Annotated in this window: 14 protein-coding genes and 1 pseudogene; 12 read left to right on the top strand and 3 right to left on the bottom strand. The window is 62.1% G+C overall.

Going from position 1 to position 16,932, the window contains the following annotated elements; translation table 11 throughout:
* Position 1: 1 nt before the first annotated feature.
* The 3 genes from BW09_RS09775 to BW09_RS09765 all read right to left on the bottom strand — a co-directional run bounded on the left by BW09_RS09775 (position 2) and on the right by BW09_RS09765 (position 3,015).
* On the bottom strand, positions 2-1,471 hold the full coding sequence (locus BW09_RS09775; protein WP_052404691.1) for a HAMP domain-containing sensor histidine kinase: 1,470 nt from the start codon (positions 1,469-1,471) through the stop codon (positions 2-4).
* The gene (locus BW09_RS09770; protein WP_044090339.1) at positions 1,468-2,166 is read right to left on the bottom strand and encodes a response regulator transcription factor; all 699 of its coding nucleotides are present in this window, start codon (positions 2,164-2,166) and stop codon (positions 1,468-1,470) included. The genes BW09_RS09775 and BW09_RS09770 overlap by 4 nt, the downstream gene beginning before the upstream one ends.
* Before the next feature lie 78 nt (positions 2,167-2,244).
* The gene (locus tag BW09_RS09765) at positions 2,245-3,015 is read right to left on the bottom strand and encodes a hypothetical protein (RefSeq protein WP_044090337.1); all 771 of its coding nucleotides are present in this window, start codon (positions 3,013-3,015) and stop codon (positions 2,245-2,247) included.
* A 174-nt stretch (positions 3,016-3,189) separates the two neighbouring features.
* On the opposite strand from BW09_RS09765, the gene BW09_RS09760 reads away from it, so the two are divergent.
* From BW09_RS09760 to BW09_RS09705, 12 genes and pseudogenes are all read left to right on the top strand, one after another.
* Entirely contained in the window at positions 3,190-4,368 is a 1,179-nt protein-coding gene (locus BW09_RS09760; protein ID WP_052404690.1) for a peptidoglycan-binding protein, read from the top strand.
* A gap of 131 nt (positions 4,369-4,499) precedes the next feature.
* Positions 4,500-5,189 (top strand): ABC transporter ATP-binding protein, encoded by a 690-nt coding sequence (locus BW09_RS09755; protein WP_044090336.1) that lies wholly within the window; start codon positions 4,500-4,502, stop codon positions 5,187-5,189.
* A complete protein-coding gene (locus BW09_RS09750; protein WP_044090335.1) occupies positions 5,186-6,367 on the top strand; it encodes a hypothetical protein in 1,182 nt (393 codons plus the stop codon). The genes BW09_RS09755 and BW09_RS09750 overlap by 4 nt, the downstream gene beginning before the upstream one ends.
* A 136-nt stretch (positions 6,368-6,503) precedes the next feature.
* A complete protein-coding gene (locus tag BW09_RS09745) occupies positions 6,504-7,979 on the top strand; it encodes an aminopeptidase C (protein WP_044090334.1) in 1,476 nt (491 codons plus the stop codon).
* 218 nt (positions 7,980-8,197) lie between these two features.
* Positions 8,198-9,670, top strand: a complete 1,473-nt coding sequence (locus BW09_RS09740) for a glycine--tRNA ligase (RefSeq protein ID WP_044090331.1) — start codon at positions 8,198-8,200, stop codon at positions 9,668-9,670.
* 70 nt (positions 9,671-9,740) lie between these two features.
* Positions 9,741-10,985: a tRNA dihydrouridine synthase DusB gene (gene dusB, locus BW09_RS09735; RefSeq protein ID WP_081886659.1), complete on the top strand. Its 1,245-nt coding sequence runs from the start codon at positions 9,741-9,743 to the stop codon at positions 10,983-10,985.
* A 118-nt stretch (positions 10,986-11,103) separates the two neighbouring features.
* Positions 11,104-12,318: a cell division protein FtsZ gene (ftsZ, locus tag BW09_RS09730; RefSeq protein ID WP_044090330.1), complete on the top strand. Its 1,215-nt coding sequence runs from the start codon at positions 11,104-11,106 to the stop codon at positions 12,316-12,318.
* A 12-nt stretch (positions 12,319-12,330) separates the two neighbouring features.
* Positions 12,331-12,816, top strand: coding sequence for a cell division protein SepF (locus BW09_RS09725; RefSeq protein WP_044090329.1), 486 nt, complete (start codon positions 12,331-12,333; stop codon positions 12,814-12,816).
* A 170-nt stretch (positions 12,817-12,986) separates the two neighbouring features.
* Entirely contained in the window at positions 12,987-13,289 is a 303-nt protein-coding gene (locus BW09_RS09720; protein WP_140463994.1) for a YggT family protein, read from the top strand.
* A 181-nt stretch (positions 13,290-13,470) separates the two neighbouring features.
* Positions 13,471-14,745 carry a DivIVA domain-containing protein gene (locus tag BW09_RS09715; protein WP_044090326.1) on the top strand — a complete coding sequence of 425 codons (1,275 nt, stop codon included), beginning with the start codon at positions 13,471-13,473 and terminating at the stop codon, positions 14,743-14,745.
* 22 nt (positions 14,746-14,767) lie between these two features.
* The gene (locus BW09_RS09710; RefSeq protein WP_140463996.1) at positions 14,768-15,319 is read left to right on the top strand and encodes a signal peptidase II; all 552 of its coding nucleotides are present in this window, start codon (positions 14,768-14,770) and stop codon (positions 15,317-15,319) included.
* Positions 15,319-16,239, top strand: a pseudogene (locus BW09_RS09705) (RluA family pseudouridine synthase); the annotation flags it as partial. The gene BW09_RS09710 and the pseudogene BW09_RS09705, both read left to right, overlap by 1 nt.
* Between the last annotated feature and the right edge of the window lie 693 nt (positions 16,240-16,932).

Below are 16,932 nucleotides of genomic sequence, written 5' to 3'. Positions count from 1 at the left end.
GTTATGCTCCAACATGGACATATTTGTTACAAAATCGCACAGAAACGGCGAATCTGCCCGCTTCAGGTCTGGCGAGTCGCAGCTCGGCATGGTATAAATCCGCGATCTCTTTGACGATGGACAGACCCAATCCGTTGCCGGGGCAGTTTTCCAATCGTGAGGCCGCGCCCCGGTGGAAGGGGACGAGCAAGTCGTTCAAGTCGCTGGAATCGGAGAGCAGGCCGGCATCGGGGAAATCACCGGGCTCGCTGGATTCACCGGATTCGCCGGAATCATGCGCGGCGTTGTCGCCGGTGATCCCATCGCTGACGGTCGTATCGCCGATGGTCTCGCCATCGGCACCCGTTTCTGTGCTGTTCTCCACCAACAGCTCCGCGTAGCCGTCCCCCGTGCTGCTGTCCGCAGTATCGCCACTCACCGTGCCGTCGTCCACTACGCCGCTCACCGTACGCACGATGACGGTGATATCCCCACATTCCACGTTATGCACCACCGCATTGCGCACGAGATTGCCGACCAGCAGCGTGAGCATCGTCTCGTCTGCCCGCACCCGCACCGACCGGTCGATGTCGGTGCGCACATTCAATCCACGAGCCTCGATCGCATCCCACGAGACGTCCAGCGCGTGTTCCGCCGCATCCCCGAGCGACGTTTCCGGCGGCTCCGCGTCGCCGTGATGCAACGCCATGTTCTGCACGCGCGACAGCGCCAACAGCCCCTCCACCAGATCGGCGGCGTTCCGGTCGGCGTCGAGCGCACGCCGCACCGCGGGCGCCACATCATCGGGGAAGCGGCCCTGACTCAGCGGCGCGTCCAGACTGGTCTCGATCACCGCGATCGGTGTGCGCAGCTCGTGCGACGCGTTCGCGATGAACTGCCGTTGCATGGCCGCCGCGCGCTCGATACGTTCCAGCATGGTGTTCACGTCCCCAGCCAGGTCGGTCACCTCGTCGGACCCCGCCAGCGTCACGCGCCCACCCGGTTCGGCAGGGTCGAGCCGCTGCATCTGCGCCCCCAGCGACGAGATGCGTCCGGCCAGCCGCCGCGAGATGAGCCACGCCATGATCATGGCCAGTATGGCGAACGCGGCGAACAGCGCCAGCGAGAACCACATGGCGCTCTGCATCAGGGGCTTGCGCATGTCCGCATCGCTGATCTCCATGATCGAGCCGGGCGTCATCGGCCCGCAGCCTACCGCGTGATCGGTGTAATAGCAGCCGGTGGTCGATACATAGAGCTCGCCGTTCTCGGGTGCAGGCAGCGTGGAGCCTTGTGCCACCTGATACAGCCGGTAGGATGACCGGTCGTAGATGCGACTGAAGAACATGGCCTGCAACGCCAGCGCGATTCCTAGGAACACCGCTACCAGCAGACCGATGGCCAGCGCGATCTTGCCTCGGAAGGTGCGGGGAACCAACCGCATACGCAGGCGGTGGCGCTCGCGATGCTCGTGACCGTGATGTTCGCTCATGGCAGCCGGTACCCTTTCCCGCGGGCCGATTCGATGGCCCCGCGTCCGCCGGCGTGCTCGATTTTCTGCCGCAGCGTGTAGATGACGGTTTTCGCTGCGCCCGTGCTGGCCGAACCGTTCGGCCAGACGGCGGCGATGAGCTCGTCGAGACCGACCCATCCGCCGTCCGCCTCGTCCAGATGCCACAGCACCGCGAATTCCTTGGCCGTCAGGTTCAGCGGGGTCTCATGCCAGTACGCGAGCCGACGTTCGCAATCGATCATGAGCGGGGAGGGTCCGGTTCCGGAGTCCGGACCGGGGCCGCCGCCGAAAGGCCCGCGATGGCGCGAATCGTGCCGCAGCAACGCGCGGATGCGGGCCGACAGCTCCCGGAAGGCGAACGGTTTGGTCAGATAGTCGTCCGCGCCGAGGTCCAGCCCCTCCACGCGGTCCTCGAGGCTGCTGGAGGCGGTGACCATGAGCACGCTCACGTCGATGCCCATCGAACGGATCGTCGTCATCACCGTGTCGCCGGACATGACGGGCAGATCGCGGTCGAGCAGCACCACGTCGATGTCCTCCCGGTGCGCGGCGAGCAACTCCAGCGCCTCGACGCCGGTCCCTGCCGTCCAAGTGCGGTACCCCTCATGCCGCAGCGCGTCGTCGAGCGAGGCGACCATGCCAGTGTTGTCCTCGACGATCAGTATCCCCGCCATCTCCCGCAGCCTCACGATCCGGTCATTCCCCGTGCCGGGTTCCCGCACTGATTGCCCCGATTGCCGATATGCCGACCTCTACCAGATGTACTCCACGGGGTCGTCGGTGCTGCTTGATGACCAGCCCTGCGCCGCCTTGCAGCCGTGCACGCGCGAGTCGTTGAAGTCGTAGCCGAGCTTGTCCTTTGCATCCGTAAAGCCCTCAGTCTGGAGCAGGGTCTGCCCGTCATTGAAGTCTTTGACCGTATAGCTCGCGGGCACCACACCTTCGCGTTTCATGCAGTCGACGACCGCCTCCTCCACATTCGCATAGAGATTCGGGTTGCCCTGCTGCTGCCCGTACAGCCTTTGCACATGATCGAATCGCAGATAGCAATCGGTGTAGGCGTCCTTCCATGCCTCCTCCTGGGCGTCGGTGCCCGGCATGTGGCTCATGATGTCCATCATGCCGTTCGGGAACCGTTCGAGCTTCGGCTCCTTGAATCCGCGGTCGATCATACAGGTCTTGTAGTCCGACCAGACCTTCTCATACGCGGCGGTGGAGACTCGCCCCTCCTTCTTGGCCTGCTCGAGGATGGGACGCTCGTAGTCGTCCACGTACGGATCGTTGAGCACCTCGTCGATGTATGCGGGCAGTGAACTTGCCAGACGTCCGTTCTCGTCCGCCTCATACAAGGTGGACGCCGGGCCCTGCTGTGCGGACGTATCACCGGTTCCGGCGGCGTTCGACGTCCCTGGCTTTCCGTCGCCGGAGATTCCCGGGACCGCGCATCCCGCGAGTCCCAAGGCCAGCGCCATCGTCAGCATCACGGTCGCGGCGATGCGCGGCCTTCCGTTCAACCATGCCATCGAAACCCCCTTGTTTGCGGGCGATTCGCGCCCCGCCAATCCAATCCGTATGTCCCATTCTAGGAAGCCGGTGTCTGACTTTCGCCTGACTTTGCGAGCATGCCGGTGGGACCATGGCAGTACCCGAAATGGCAGAGACGACGGGCGGGACGGCGAACCGGAAGGGGCTTCATCATGGCGAGACAAACGAGCCGAAACGACGGTGGCGGCAGTGGACTTGGCGGCGGCAGGCGGCGTGGGCGCGTCTCTGTCACTTGGCTGCTGCTAGCGGTCATCCTGACCGCGGCAATCAGCGTGGGAGCCTGCGCGTTCCTGCGGCCCGACCGGCATCCGGCGGTGCTGGCCCGCGCCGGCGAGATCACCAGCGCGCCCGTCGCCGCCCAGCAGTACGACGCGAAACGGCAGATCACCGTGGTTCCCACGGTATCCGCGCCGCGCAAGGTGCTCATCAACACCTCCGGCACGGTGACCGCTGACTATTCCGCCGGAGGCTTGCATTCCGGTGCGGCGGCGCTCGAGGTTGACGGCAGGCCCATCGTGGCGCTCGCCACCGCAAGTCCGCTCTACCGCGATCTCGCGCCCGGCGACGTGGGCGAGGACGTGCGTGCGCTCAACGCCGAACTGACGCGGCTCGGCTACAACGCCAATCCCGAATCCGACCAGTATTCCAGCCTCACCTACTGGGCGGTTGTCGCCCTGTTCGGCAACCTCGCCGTCCGTTCGGACGGCGCGTTGCCGCTCGCGGACGTGATCTGGCTGCCGCAGGACGGAGCCACGGCCTCCTCATGGCAGGCGGCGACCGGCGCGATGGTGGCCGCAGCATCGCCGATCGCCGAAATCCCCGGCGCCATCACCTCGCTTACCGTGAAGAACGGTACACCCAACGCCGCCGACCAGACGATCACCGTGTTCGGTGAGCAGGGTGTGCTCAAGGCCGGTGCCACGGTGATCGACGACCCTGAATTCTGCGCGCGCGTCACGGCTTCGCGGGATTTCCAGTGGGCGCAGCAGGGCGGCGATCTCAGTCAGGGTGTGGATGCCACGGTGGCGCTCGCCACGCCCGTGGACGTGCTGCGCGTGCCGGCCGCTGCCGTGTTCGGCGTCAAAGGGGACCGCGGATGCATCGCATCCGATGGCAGGACGATGCCGGTGACCATCATCGGTGCGGACCTCGGCGTGAGCCTCATACAGCTGGGCGATGAGGGGACCGCGGCGGGCCGGCAGACGGGGGATGCCGCCGATGGGCAGACGGCCGAAGGCGAATCCGCGGGTGGTGTGGCGGTGCCGGAAAACGCTGAAACGCCGTCCCACGTCTCCCTCGGCAGTGCAATCGCAGGTGCGACATGTTCCTGATTCGTGGAAGTCGGCGTGGAAATTCGGCGACCGCGAAGTCGGCATCCACGGCTGGAGCGACATCTGTCGGGTCCGCATCCGTTGGGTTCACACCTGTTGGAACAGCAGCCGGGACTGCTGACGGCGGGTCGATGACCGGGACCGAGATGCTCGCCCCCGCCGCCGTACCGATGCGGGTGGTGGGGGAGGATCTCGCGCACCGATTCCCCGGCACCGACGTGCTGTTCGAACACCTGTCGTTCACGCTCGAGGCGGGGCGGACCGTGGCCATCTGCGGGCCATCCGGCTGCGGCAAATCCACGCTGCTGTCGATACTCGCGGGTTGGGAGAAGCCGTGGGCGGGCACTGTGGACCGCGGCGGCGTTCGACGGGTGGGCTGGGTGTTTCAGAATCCGTATGGCGTGGCCGAACGCACCGCACTCGATCATGTGGTCTTCCCACTGCTCGCACAGGGGTTGCGTCGCGCCGACGCGGAACCGCAGGCCTTGGAGGCGATGGGCCTGTTCGAGCTCGAATACGCCGCCGACCGTTCGTTCGCGGCACTTTCCGGCGGTGAGGCGCAGCGGCTCATGCTCGCCAGAGCCGTCTGCTCGAAGCCCGACATGCTGCTTGTGGACGAGCCGACCGCGCAGTTGGATACGCGCACCGCGCATAGCGTCAGTCATGTGCTCGGCAACCTCGCCGGCCACGGCATGATTGTGGTCGTTGCCACTCATGACCGCGACACGCGCGATGCCTGTCAACAGGTCATCGACCTCGCTGACTACGCGCCGGCCGATCCGGCGCCGGACGGTTCCGCGCTGAAAGGAGAGCGGCCATGAGACTGTCATCCATCATCTCCGAGGCGGTCTGCAACATCGCCTCCGGCGCCTCACGCACCATCCTCTGGTTCCTCGCGCTGGCCGTGGCGGGCACACTGTTCGGCGGTTTTGAGGCACTGACCATCATCGGGCAGGAGAACACCGCAGCGGCACGCATCGAGTCCGCCGCCGACGTGACCACCATCGTCAGCCCCGTCTTCGCCATCGACGGGGCCGCCTGCGACCGTCTCACCGAGGCCCAAGGAGGGCCCAGCGCATCCGGCGCCATGCGCGAGGGCGAGCAGATCACACCTCGTTCGACCCCTGGCCGCAGCATCGGCTCCTATGAGGTCACCGCCGGCATGATTCGGCTGCTCGCGTTGTCATCGGTGTCATCGGCATCAGCGGCGGCCAACGCCGGCCATGGCTCACTGTCCAGTTCCTCTCCCGCCTCTTCAGGCCAGACGTCCTCCTCCGCGAATCAGCCAGCCGCCGACGCGAGCGGCATATGGGTTTCCACTGCGCTCGCCCACGATTTCGGCTGGGCCAAGGGAAGCCTGCTGGAGACCGATCATGGTGACATCCCCGTCGCCGGCGTCTTCCACTGGCCCAACGACGGGCGCGACACCCGCTTCGTGTACGCGCTCATCGTGCCGGTATCCAGCAGCGCCAAGCCATTCGCCGAATGCTGGGCGAAGCAGTGGCCGCAGACCGAAGTGCTCGACCTGCTGCTCAACGAGACCGCCATATCCGGCGTGGCTGACGCCAATACACTGCCCGGCGTCACCCAGCTCAACAAAAGCCACGACCGACGATACAGCGCCGCCAGCCTCTATGAGACGCGCATGACCCGCGTACTGCCCGTCGCGGCGCTCGCCGTCGGCGTCGTCATCGGTATCGCCGCCGTGCGCCGCCGCCGACTCGAATACGCCGGCGCGCTGCACTGCGGGCAGCGCAAAGAGGCTCAACTGCTGACCGCGTTGTGCGAGATGCTGATCACGTCCGGGGCCGCCACCGCTGTGACCCTGCCTCTGCTCGCCGCGCTGTGTTGGCGACTCTCCCCGTCCGACCCCGCGGCGGTGTTCCTCGCGGCGGTGCGTTCTCCTGCGACCATGCTCTCCGGCGCCCTCGTTGCCACCGCGCTGGCCGTGCTCGCCGTCCGCGAATCCTGCCTCTTCCGCCTGTTCAAGGCACGGTAGCATACCGCCGAATGTGGCGCGTGCCAGGTCTCGACCCGACTCCGCCGGTCCTTACTCGAAACATCCCACCGAATCCGGCGAGGGACGAGTACCATGAAGACGTTTGCATGAGCCGTACGTTTTCGGGAGGAACACCATGACCGACCAGTCCGCCGCCGCAGTCGACGTCGCACATCTCAAGGATTATTCGCGTGCGTTCAACGCCGACCGCGCCAACCTCGTGGCCGCCAACGCCGCAGTCTCCACCGGCGTGCTCGCCGCCGCCACTGACTACCGGGGCCTGAGGAGCCTGCCGCGCGACTTCTCCATCGAGCTCAAGCAGGGGTCGATTACCAATCAGGAACGTTCCGGTCGCTGCTGGATGTTCGCCTCGCTCAATACGCTGCGCTACGAACTCATGCACCGTTGGAACCTTGAGGACTTCGAATTCTCCGAGACCTACCTGTTCTTCTGGGATGCCATCGAGAAGTCGAACACTTATCTCGAGCATGTGCTGGATACGCTGGACGAACCCACCGACTCCCGCATCTTCGAGGTCATCAACGACGGGCCGTCCGACGATGGCGGCTGGTGGCAGATGTTCGCCGCGCTGGTGAACAAGTACGGCCTCGTACCGAAGTCCGCCTATCCGGAATCCGCGAACTCCCGCGATTCGGACGCCTTCAAGCAGTACCTCAACACCAAGCTGCGCGAATTCGCCGCCGGCCTGCGTCGCAGCCATGAGGCTGGCGCGTCGACGGAGACCCTGCGCGAAACCAAGCGCGAGGACATGGCCACCGTCTACCGCATCTGCGCAATCGCGCTTGGCGAGCCGCCCGCCACATTCGACTTCCTGGCCCGGGTCAAGGACGACGATGACAAGGATGATGCCAAGAACGATGGCGCCAAGGCCGCCAACGATGCCAAGGGCGACGGCAAAGACTATGGCAGCAAGGCGGCTGACACCAAGGCCAAGCCGGAATCCGGCAAGGATGAGCGCCGGCAGATCCGTGAGACCGGCATCACCCCGCTCGAGTTCTACCGTAAGTACGTGCCGGTGGACGTCAATGACTTCGTCACCATCTCCAACGCCCCGATGAAGCGCACGCCATTCGGCAAGCGCTACCGCATCCTCTACACGGCGAATGTCATCGAGGCGGGCGATATGGAATTCGTCAACGTGCCGCTCGACGTGTTCAAGAAGGCGGCCATCGACCAGCTCAGCGCCGGCCATCCCATCTGGTTCGCCTGCGACTGCATGCAGTTCTCTTTGAGGGGCGAAGGCGTCTTCGATTGCGACACCGTGCGCGTGGACCAGCTCTTTGGCACCGAATTCACGTTCGACAAGGCCGACGGCCTCGAATACGGCGACAGTCCAAGCAACCACGCCATGACCTTCACCGGCGTGAACCTCGACGCCGACGGTCGTCCTGACCGTTGGAAGATCGAGAACAGCTGGGGCAAGGACAACGGCAAGGATGGCTACTACGTGGCCTCGGACGCGTGGTTCGACCAGTACGTCACCGAGCTCATCATCCGCAAGGATATGCTCGACCAAGCCACCCTCGACCTCACCAAGGCCGAACCCGTCGAACTCGAGCCCTGGCAGCCTCTGACCCGCCGCTGCCGCTGATTGGTGCGATTCGGCTACTATCTCAGGGTGAAGACCGACATGCTTTCGACTTGGCATGTGGCTACCCTCTCTAGGGCTGCACCAAGTGATTGTAGGGAAGTATCTCCAAGACGAATGATGGGCGATCTGCCTGCATCAAACTGCTGTTGTAGGGGAGTGCCGCTATTCTGAAGCGGTTGTAATCAAGTCCCCAAACCGTTCAAACCAGAAGGTGCATTGTGGCTCAATCCAAACTCGATGAAGTCGTATCCCTCGCGAAGCGTCGCGGCTTCGTGTTCCCCGCCGGCGAGATCTACGGCGGCACTCGTTCCGCTTGGGATTACGGTCCGCTCGGCGTCGCGCTGAAGGACAATATCAAGCGCGAATGGTGGCGTTCGATGGTCGTCACCCGTCCTGACGTGGTCGGTGTCGACACCTCCATCATCCTGCCTCCCGAGGTGTGGGTGGCCTCCGGTCATGTGAGCGTGTTCAACGACCCGCTCGTCGAGTGCCTCAGCTGCCACAAGCGCAACCGCGCTGACAAACTCGAGGAGTCCTACGCGGAGAAGCACGGCGACAAGCTGCCGGAGAACGGCATGAAGGACATCGTCTGCCCGAACTGCGGCACCCGTGGCGAATGGACCGAACCGCGCGACTTCAACATGATGCTGCGCACGCACCTCGGCCCTGTCGAGGACGAGAACTCGCTGCACTACCTGCGTCCGGAGACCGCCCAGGGCATCTTCGTGGACTTCAAGAACGTGATGACCTCGTCACGCTCCAAGCCGCCGTTCGGCATCGCCAACATGGGCAAGTCCTTCCGTAACGAGATCACGCCCGGCAACTTCATCTTCCGCACCCGTGAGTTCGAGCAGATGGAGATGGAGTTCTTCGTCAAGCCCGGCACCGACGAGGAATGGCATCAGTACTGGATCGACGCCCGCACCCAGTGGTATCTGGATCTCGGCGTCAAGCCCGAGAACCTGCGCCACTACGAACACCCGAAGGAGAAGCTGGCCCATTACTCCAAGAGGACCGTGGACATCGAATACAAGTTCGGCTTCCAGGGTTCCGATTGGGGCGAGCTCGAAGGTGTCGCCAACCGCACCGACTTCGACCTTTCCGCGCATGCCAAGCACTCCGGCGAGGACCTGAGCTACTTCAACCAGGCCACCGGTGAGAAGTACATCCCGTACGTCATCGAGCCGGCCGCCGGCCTGACCCGCTCCCTCATGTGCTTCCTCGTGGACGCCTACGATGTGGACGAGGCCCCGAACACCAAGGGTGGCGTAGACAAGCGCACCGTGCTGCGACTCGACCCGCGCCTGTCCCCGATCAAGGCCGCCGTGCTGCCGCTCTCCAAGAAGCCCGAACTGCAGGAGGTGGCCCAGAACCTGGCCGCCGATCTGCGCTTCAACGAATGGATGATCGATTACGACGAGTCCGGCGCCATCGGCCGTCGCTACCGTCGTCAGGACGAGATCGGCACCCCGCTGTGCATCACCGTGGACTTCGATACCCTCGAGGACCACGCCGTGACCATCCGCGAACGCGACACCATGGCCCAGGAACGCGTCTCCCTGGACAAGGTCGCGGACTATGTGGCCGCGCGCATCAGCGAAAAGCGCACGCGTGTGCCGCTCAAGCCCGTCGAAATGGGTGGAGAGCCTTGGCCGGCATCCGGCATCCAGGAAGCCGGCGGCCTGTACTGAGCCAGGCCTGTATTGTATAGTGGCTCCCCTCGATAAAAGGGGAGCCCCTGTTGTTTGTACGAGGAAACACATGGCAGACTCCAAATCTGAGACCGTGCTTACCGAGCGTCACGAGACCGACAACCTCGACCCGCGTACGGATGCCTCGGCACGACCGGATTCTCCGGTGCATATATCACCGGTACAGCTGGGAAACATCACCGTGCCCACGCCGGTCGTGCTTTCGCCGATGGCTGGCGTCACCAATTGGCCCTTCCGTGTCATCTGCGAGGAATACGGTCCGGATGGGCTGTATGTGGCCGAGATGATCACTGCGCGCGCTTTGGTGGCCCGCAACCCCAAGGCGCTGCGTCTGTGCCATTTCGCACCCACCGAGAAGATTCGCTCGTTGCAGCTGTATGGTGTGAATCCCTCCATCACCGAGCAGGCCGCCAGAATCGTGGTCGATGAAGGCATGGCGGATCACGTCGACCTGAATTTCGGGTGTCCGGTGCCCAAGGTCACCAGGCGTGGAGGCGGCTCGGCGCTGCCGTGGAAGACGGATATCTTCACCGAGCTCGTCTCCCGTGTGGTCTCGGTATGCGAGCCTGCCGGCATACCGGTTACCGCCAAAATCCGCGTAGGCATCGACCATGAGCATGAGACCTTCCTGCAGGCAGGCCATATCGCTCAGGAAGAGGGCTGCAAAGCGGTGACGTTGCATGCCCGCACCACCGCCGAATACTATGGCGGTCATTCGGATTGGTCGCGCATTGGCGAGCTCAAAGAACATCTCGATATCCCCGTATTCGGCAATGGTGATATCTGGGGCGCGGATGATGCTCTGGAAATGGTCCGTGAAACCGGTTGCGATGGCGTGGCCATCGGCCGCGGATGCCAGGGGCGGCCGTGGCTGTTCGCCAATATCAAGAACGCCTTCCAAGGAAATCCGGAGCGTATAGATCCAAATCTCGGGGAAGTCTGTCGGGTGATTCACCGCCATGCCGAACTGCTGATCCAGTTCTATGATGGCGACGAAATGATGGCGGTGCATGACCTACGTAAACATATCGCCTGGTATCTCAAGGGATTCCCGGTCGGCGGATCCACGCGAAAGGCGTTTATGGAATGCGAATCCCTCGCCGATGTGGATCGGGAGATCTCCCGACTCGATCCGGCGATTGAATACCCCCCGAGGGTATTGGACAAGCCGAGAGGCCGAGTGCGTTTCGCCAAGAAGGTTCATCTGCCATATGGCTGGCTGGAATCACGTACCACCACCCATGAGGAGCGTGAAAACCTTTTCGGCGACGATCCCATGGATGCAAGCTATTGACGGCTGTTGATACAGAAAAAATAATGCACAACACGCACTTTTCCATGTGCGAATTCCCTCCACGAGTAGAGTCGGTGCGCTACTCTTGGGTGTAACCGTGAAGTGACAGGAGCCAAACGTGAGCGAGATCGCCCAGACTGAGTTCAACGACAAGACCAATATCAAGGTCGTCGGCGTAGGCGGAGCCGGCGGCAATGCCGTTAACCGTATGATCGCCGAAGGATTGCAGAACGTTGAATTCGTAGCGATAAACACCGATGCGAAGGATCTGCTGCGATCCGACGCCGATGTCAAGATCTCCCTGTCCGACAAGTCCAGCCGTGGTCTGGGTGCCGGTGCCGATCCGGAGCGTGGCGCGAAGGCCGCCCAGGATCACCAGTCTGATATCGAGGAATCCCTCAAGGGCGCCGATATGGTGTTCGTCACCTGCGGTGAGGGCGGCGGCACTGGTACCGGTGCAAGCCCCATTGTGGCTCGTGCGGCTCATCAGCAGGGTGCGTTGACCATCGCGGTGGTCACCCGCCCGTTCAGTTTCGAAGGTCCGCAGCGTTCCGCGTCCGCCGACTACGGCATTGAGAATCTTCGCAAGGAAGTCGATGCCCTCATCGTCATCCCCAACGATCGTCTGCTTGAATTGTCCGATCGTTCCATCGGCATCATCGAGGCGTTCAAGACCGCCGATACCGCATTGCTTGCGGGTGTGCAGGGCATCACGGACCTGATTTCCATGAACTCCTACATTCACGTCGACTTCTCCGATGTGAACTCCATCCTGCGCGGTGCGGGCACAGCATTGTTCGGCATCGGTTCGGCGCGGGGCGAGGATCGTGCCACCCAGGCCGCCGAAATCGCCATCAGCTCACCGCTCCTTGAGGAGAGCATTGAGGGTGCTCATGGCGCGCTGATCAACATCGCCGGTCCGACCGACCTGAAGTTGCAGGAGGCCTCGGCCGCCACCGAGCTGGTGCGCAAGGCCATCCATCCCGAGGCCCAGATCATTTGGGGTCTGGCCCTGGACGACGCCTACGGCGACGAAGTGCGCGTCACGGTGATCGCCGCAGGATTCGATCATGTATCCACTCAGGACGACGCCGATCAGGCGGCTGTGGCTCCGGTGGTGCCGGCCCAGTCCACCCGTCCTGCGCCCTCTTCGGCTGCTTCGCAGGCTCCTGCCCAGCAGGCGGCATCCGCCCAGCAGACCACACGGCCGGCGTTCGCGCCTGCCACCGGCGACTCCGCTTCGCTGCCTTTTGATGATCCGACCTCGGAACATCCGACCATCTCCCTGAACGATCCTGCGGGTGACCTCGACATCCCGGACTTCCTGCGCTGAAAGGACTGATCCATGGCTGGGTTCATGAAGAATGCGATGTCCTATCTGGGCATGAGCGACGTTGCCGATGACGATGACGATTTCGTCGAGGAGGAAGAGCAGAAGCCTCAGCCGAAGCCGACGTTCGATTCCGACCATACGGTGACGCCAATGACCCAAGCGGCACCCACGGCAAGTCAGCCTTCATCGAAGACCACGCCTTTCCAGGGCAGTGGAAGGGTGAATCGAATCACTACGATTCATCCCAAGTCCTATGAGGATGCACAGCTGGTCGGACGAGCTTTGCGAGACGGGGTGCCGGTGGTGCTGAATCTTACCGGCGTGTCCGAAGCCGTGGCGTACCGCATTGTCGATTTTTCCGCTGGCGTGGTGTTCGGTGTACGCGGTTCGCTCGAACGCGTCACTCCTCGAGTGTTCCTGCTTAGTCCGGCACAGGTCAACATCAAGGTGGAGGAGCCGGCTAATCCGGCCTCTGCACGGGATTTGTTCTCTGATTGATCCGTTCGGTCGTACTGATCGATCGGAATCCGGAATGACAAGCAGGTCAATTAGGCGCTCCTGCAGTCTTCTTCAAGTGGCCGACTCCTCAACGGGAGCCGGCCACTGTGCATGAAGTTCCCCATTGAGCTCCCAGCAAACTTTTCACTCGGTCTTGTTAGCCTTGCCTCATGTTGTCCTTTACTTTTGCTCTGATCGGCCGCATCCTGGGATGGCTGATCAACGCGTATATCACGGTGCTGTTCATCCGCATGATCCTGGACTGGGTGGCCATACTGGCCCGCAATTGGTATCCGCGAGGCATCGTCGCCCAACTCATCAATCTCGTATACACCATCACCGAGCCGCCGCTGCGCTGGCTTCGCCAATACATCAGACCATTGCCGCTGGGTGCAATCAGCTTGGATATGAGTTTTCTCGTCCTCTATTTCGCGCTGGTGATACTGGAGAGCGTCGTATACATGGTCTTTTAGGCCATGATGCAAGGCGTATATGGCGCATATGAGTTGTATTTGCAGCTTTTATTGAGGCCGATACGGCATGTCGCACCTAGAAAATCGTCGCTAAGCCCCATGAATCGATGGGGTCGTGATAGCATCAATACTTGATACCAACGTAAGCGAGGGCAAAGCCCCAAAGCGAGGTGCAATATTTATGGCTCTGTTGACGCCGAAGGATATTAGGGAGCATACCTTCCAGACCGTGCGATTCAAGGAAGGCTACGATGTCGACGAGGTTGACGACTTCCTCGATCAGGTCACGGAGACCGTTGAGGCTCTGGGTCGTCAGGCAGTGGCCGGCGGACAGGCCACTCAGGCTCTGGGCCCCGATGTAACCAAACTGAACGCCAAGATTTCCGAGCTGACCGGTCAGGTGCAGCAGCTGCAAGCAGAGAATGCGCAGCTGAAGAATGCCGCCCAGGGTCCTCAGGCTTCTGCAGAGGGCGAGAAGGCCACTCAGCTGGCTGCGGCGAAGCTCAGCGAGGCCGAGGAATCGAATCGTGCTCTCGCGGCACAGAACGATCAGCTCAAGGGTCAGGTCGACCAGCTGAACGCCCAGATCGATCAGCTTACCGCTCAGGCAGCTCAGGCTTCCGGCAACCAGGAAGCCGTCGGCCAGCAGATCGCCGCCATCCAGAAGGAACGCGACCAGTTCCGCGCCGCCAACGAGGAACTGTCCCGCAAGCTGGCCGAAGCCCAGCAGCAAGGCGGCGTGGCGCAGCAGCAGGCTGCCCAGATTCAGGAACTGTCCCGTCAGCTCGAAGAGGCCAAGCAGCGTGAGAACCAGCTGCGTTCGCAGGTCTCCAAGGTCGAGCCGAGCACGGAAACCGGCTCCCTCCAGAAGATCGCCGGTGCCGCATCCCTGCCGGGCAGCGAGCCCGAGCGCGCCACCGCAATGCTGACTCTGGCCATGCAGCTGCACGATCAGTACGTGGAGAAAGGCAAGACCAAGGCCAAGGAAATCACCGAAGCCAGCCAGGCCAAGTACAACGACCTGGTCACCAAGGCCAACACGTATTCCGATCGCACCCGTTCCGAAGCAGACGCCTACCGCGACCGTGTGCATTCCGATGCTGACGTCTACTCCAAGAACACACGTTCCGATGCTGACGCCTACTCTGAGAAGACTCGTCAGGACGCTGACAACTACTCCAAGACCCAGCACACCGATGCCGATGAGTATGAGGCCGAGGTGCAGCGTCGCGCATCCGAGTACGACAAGCAGACCCGTTCCGCCGCGGACACGTATGCGCAGCAGGTTCGCGACAACCTGCAGCACCAGTCCAAGGTCATCGAGGGCAACATCCAGAGCCTCAAGCAGTTCGAGACCGAGTACCGTGCACGTCTGACCGAGTTCCTCGGCCAGCTCGCCGCCCAGGTGTCCGAATCGAACAACTACGAAGACCAGACCTCATCCAAGGCCAACTGAGTCGTAGGCAGGGTATAGTCATATGACGAACCAACAGGGACGGCTGCGCATGCGCGTGGCCGTCTTTGCATGTGTATCGGCAGTCGCGTTGATTGTCGATCAGCTGACCAAAGCATGGGCATTGGCGGCATTATCCAGCGGTCAGACCATCCGTGTGATTCCGGGTCTGTTGTCGCTGACATTGGTGCGTAATCCTGGTGCCTCACTCGGCATGGGGTCAAACGCCACGTGGATTATCTCATTGCTGGCTATCGTGGCTTCGTGCGCGTTGCTGTATTTCGGTGTACGTTCAGTGTCGCTGAAATGGACCGTATCCTTGTCCCTTGCTTTTGCCGGCGCGTTCGGCAACCTCATCGACCGTGTGATGTATGCGGATGGGTTCCTCAATGGCAAGGTCGTGGATTTCCTGAACTATGGATGGTCCGTCGGGAACGTGGCGGACATCTATCTCGTTGCGGCAGGTGTGGCCATCGTGGTGCTGATTCTGTTCAACGAGCCGTTCTCCACCGCAGATGCGGATGAAGCTCACGCCAACAACGCCGAATCCGATGGAACAAAGGTGGACGCCGAGTAATGAATCGCATGATTCCTGCTCCCGACGCTCTCATCGGCAAGCGATTCGATGTCGCCGTAGCCAAGATGCTTGGCATATCACGGTCCAAAGCAGCTGATCTGATTGATTCCGGACAGGCGCGTGTGCTCGGCCGTGACGTGGCGCGATCCAGCACCTTGACGGCGGGGGAGACTGTCGAATTCGATCTGGCGGAAGAGCATCAGGAACCCGAGCCCATCGCCAATGATATGGCTGTGGTGTACGAAGACGACGACATCGTGGTGGTGGACAAGCCGGTGGGCGTGGCCGCCCATGCCTCAATCGGTTGGACCGGACCCACGGTGCTGGGCTCATTGCGCGATCGTGGTGTGCATATCACTTCGCTTGGCGCGGCAGGACGCGAAGGCATCGTATCCCGTCTGGATGTGGGCACTTCCGGGCTGATGCTTGTGTGCAAGTCCGATCTGGCCTATACGGAAATGCGCCGCCAGTTCGCCGAGCATGAGGTGAAGAAGACCTATCATGCCTTGGTTCAGGGGTCTTTGAAACAGAACAAGGCCACCATCGAGGCGCCAATCGGCAGAGCCAAGGTTTCCGATTTCCGATTCTGCGTTACGCCCGCCGGCAAACCGGCCGTAACACACTGGGATGTGCTTGAGCGGTTCGGTCACGAGGCCACGTTGGTCTCCGTGAATCTTGAGACCGGTCGCACCCATCAGATTCGCGTGCATTTCTCCTCGATTGGGCATCCTCTGTGCGGCGACCCGATGTACGGTGCCAATCCCGTGCTTTCCGAAGCGCTCGGCCTCGACCGTCAGTGGCTGCACGCCATGAAACTCGAGTTCCGCCACCCGCGCACTCGTGTGTGGACCACCGTCGAATCTCAGTATCCGGCGGATTTGGCACATGCCCTTGAGATTATGCGCGACCGTCACGCCGAGCAGCCTGCAGCCGTCGCTGTGGCGGACACCGGCTCGCCTGATACGTCGGTCGCGCTGTCCGATTCGGCTGGTGTGACAGGTTCAGACGTTATAACCGAATCAGGTGTTGTGCCCGGCTTGGATGGTGTGTTGCCCACCCCGGCCGTTGCCGGAGCCGAACCGACGCCCGGCGTCTCTCCCGGCTCCAGTTCTCGTCGACTGACCTGCAGAGACGATGTGACGCCCCGCCCTCTCTTGTAATGATTCATGGAAGACGCGCGGGGCGTGGGTATCATCGGCGCTCCGGATGCTACTTGCATCAACTTCTTCGTCATGCGTCCTGGTAGGGTGCTCCGACTTGAAGCTAAACGGTGTTGACACGGCTTGTCGAGCCAGATCAAGGTATGTGGTGTGGTTCCAGCTTTCCGGGTTATCCACATTCGCGCGTGGAATCAGGTCATATCCGTAACTGACAAGGCTTTAATGCGTGGAGTCCCTTTCTTCCGCAGGCATTTTGTGTCCTTCAGATAGCCCGCGCAGGTGGATTGTGCTCACTTACAGGTACGTTAAGGGATGTAACTATGTATAAACCACCTGCACCAATCGCAACCACACCTGTTTGACCTGCAACACAACGTCCCGCTGGTAATTATTAAGACCATTGATATCGTCTATTAGGAAAGGCCTAAAACTTCATGAGACTTGGAATAAGGG

This window comes from Bifidobacterium sp. UTCIF-1 (assembly GCF_006408915.1).
Lineage (GTDB): Bacteria > Actinomycetota > Actinomycetes > Actinomycetales > Bifidobacteriaceae > Bifidobacterium > Bifidobacterium reuteri.
The sequence above is the reverse complement of the archived record's forward strand: the minus strand, read 5'-3'. Positions and strand labels throughout refer to the sequence as shown.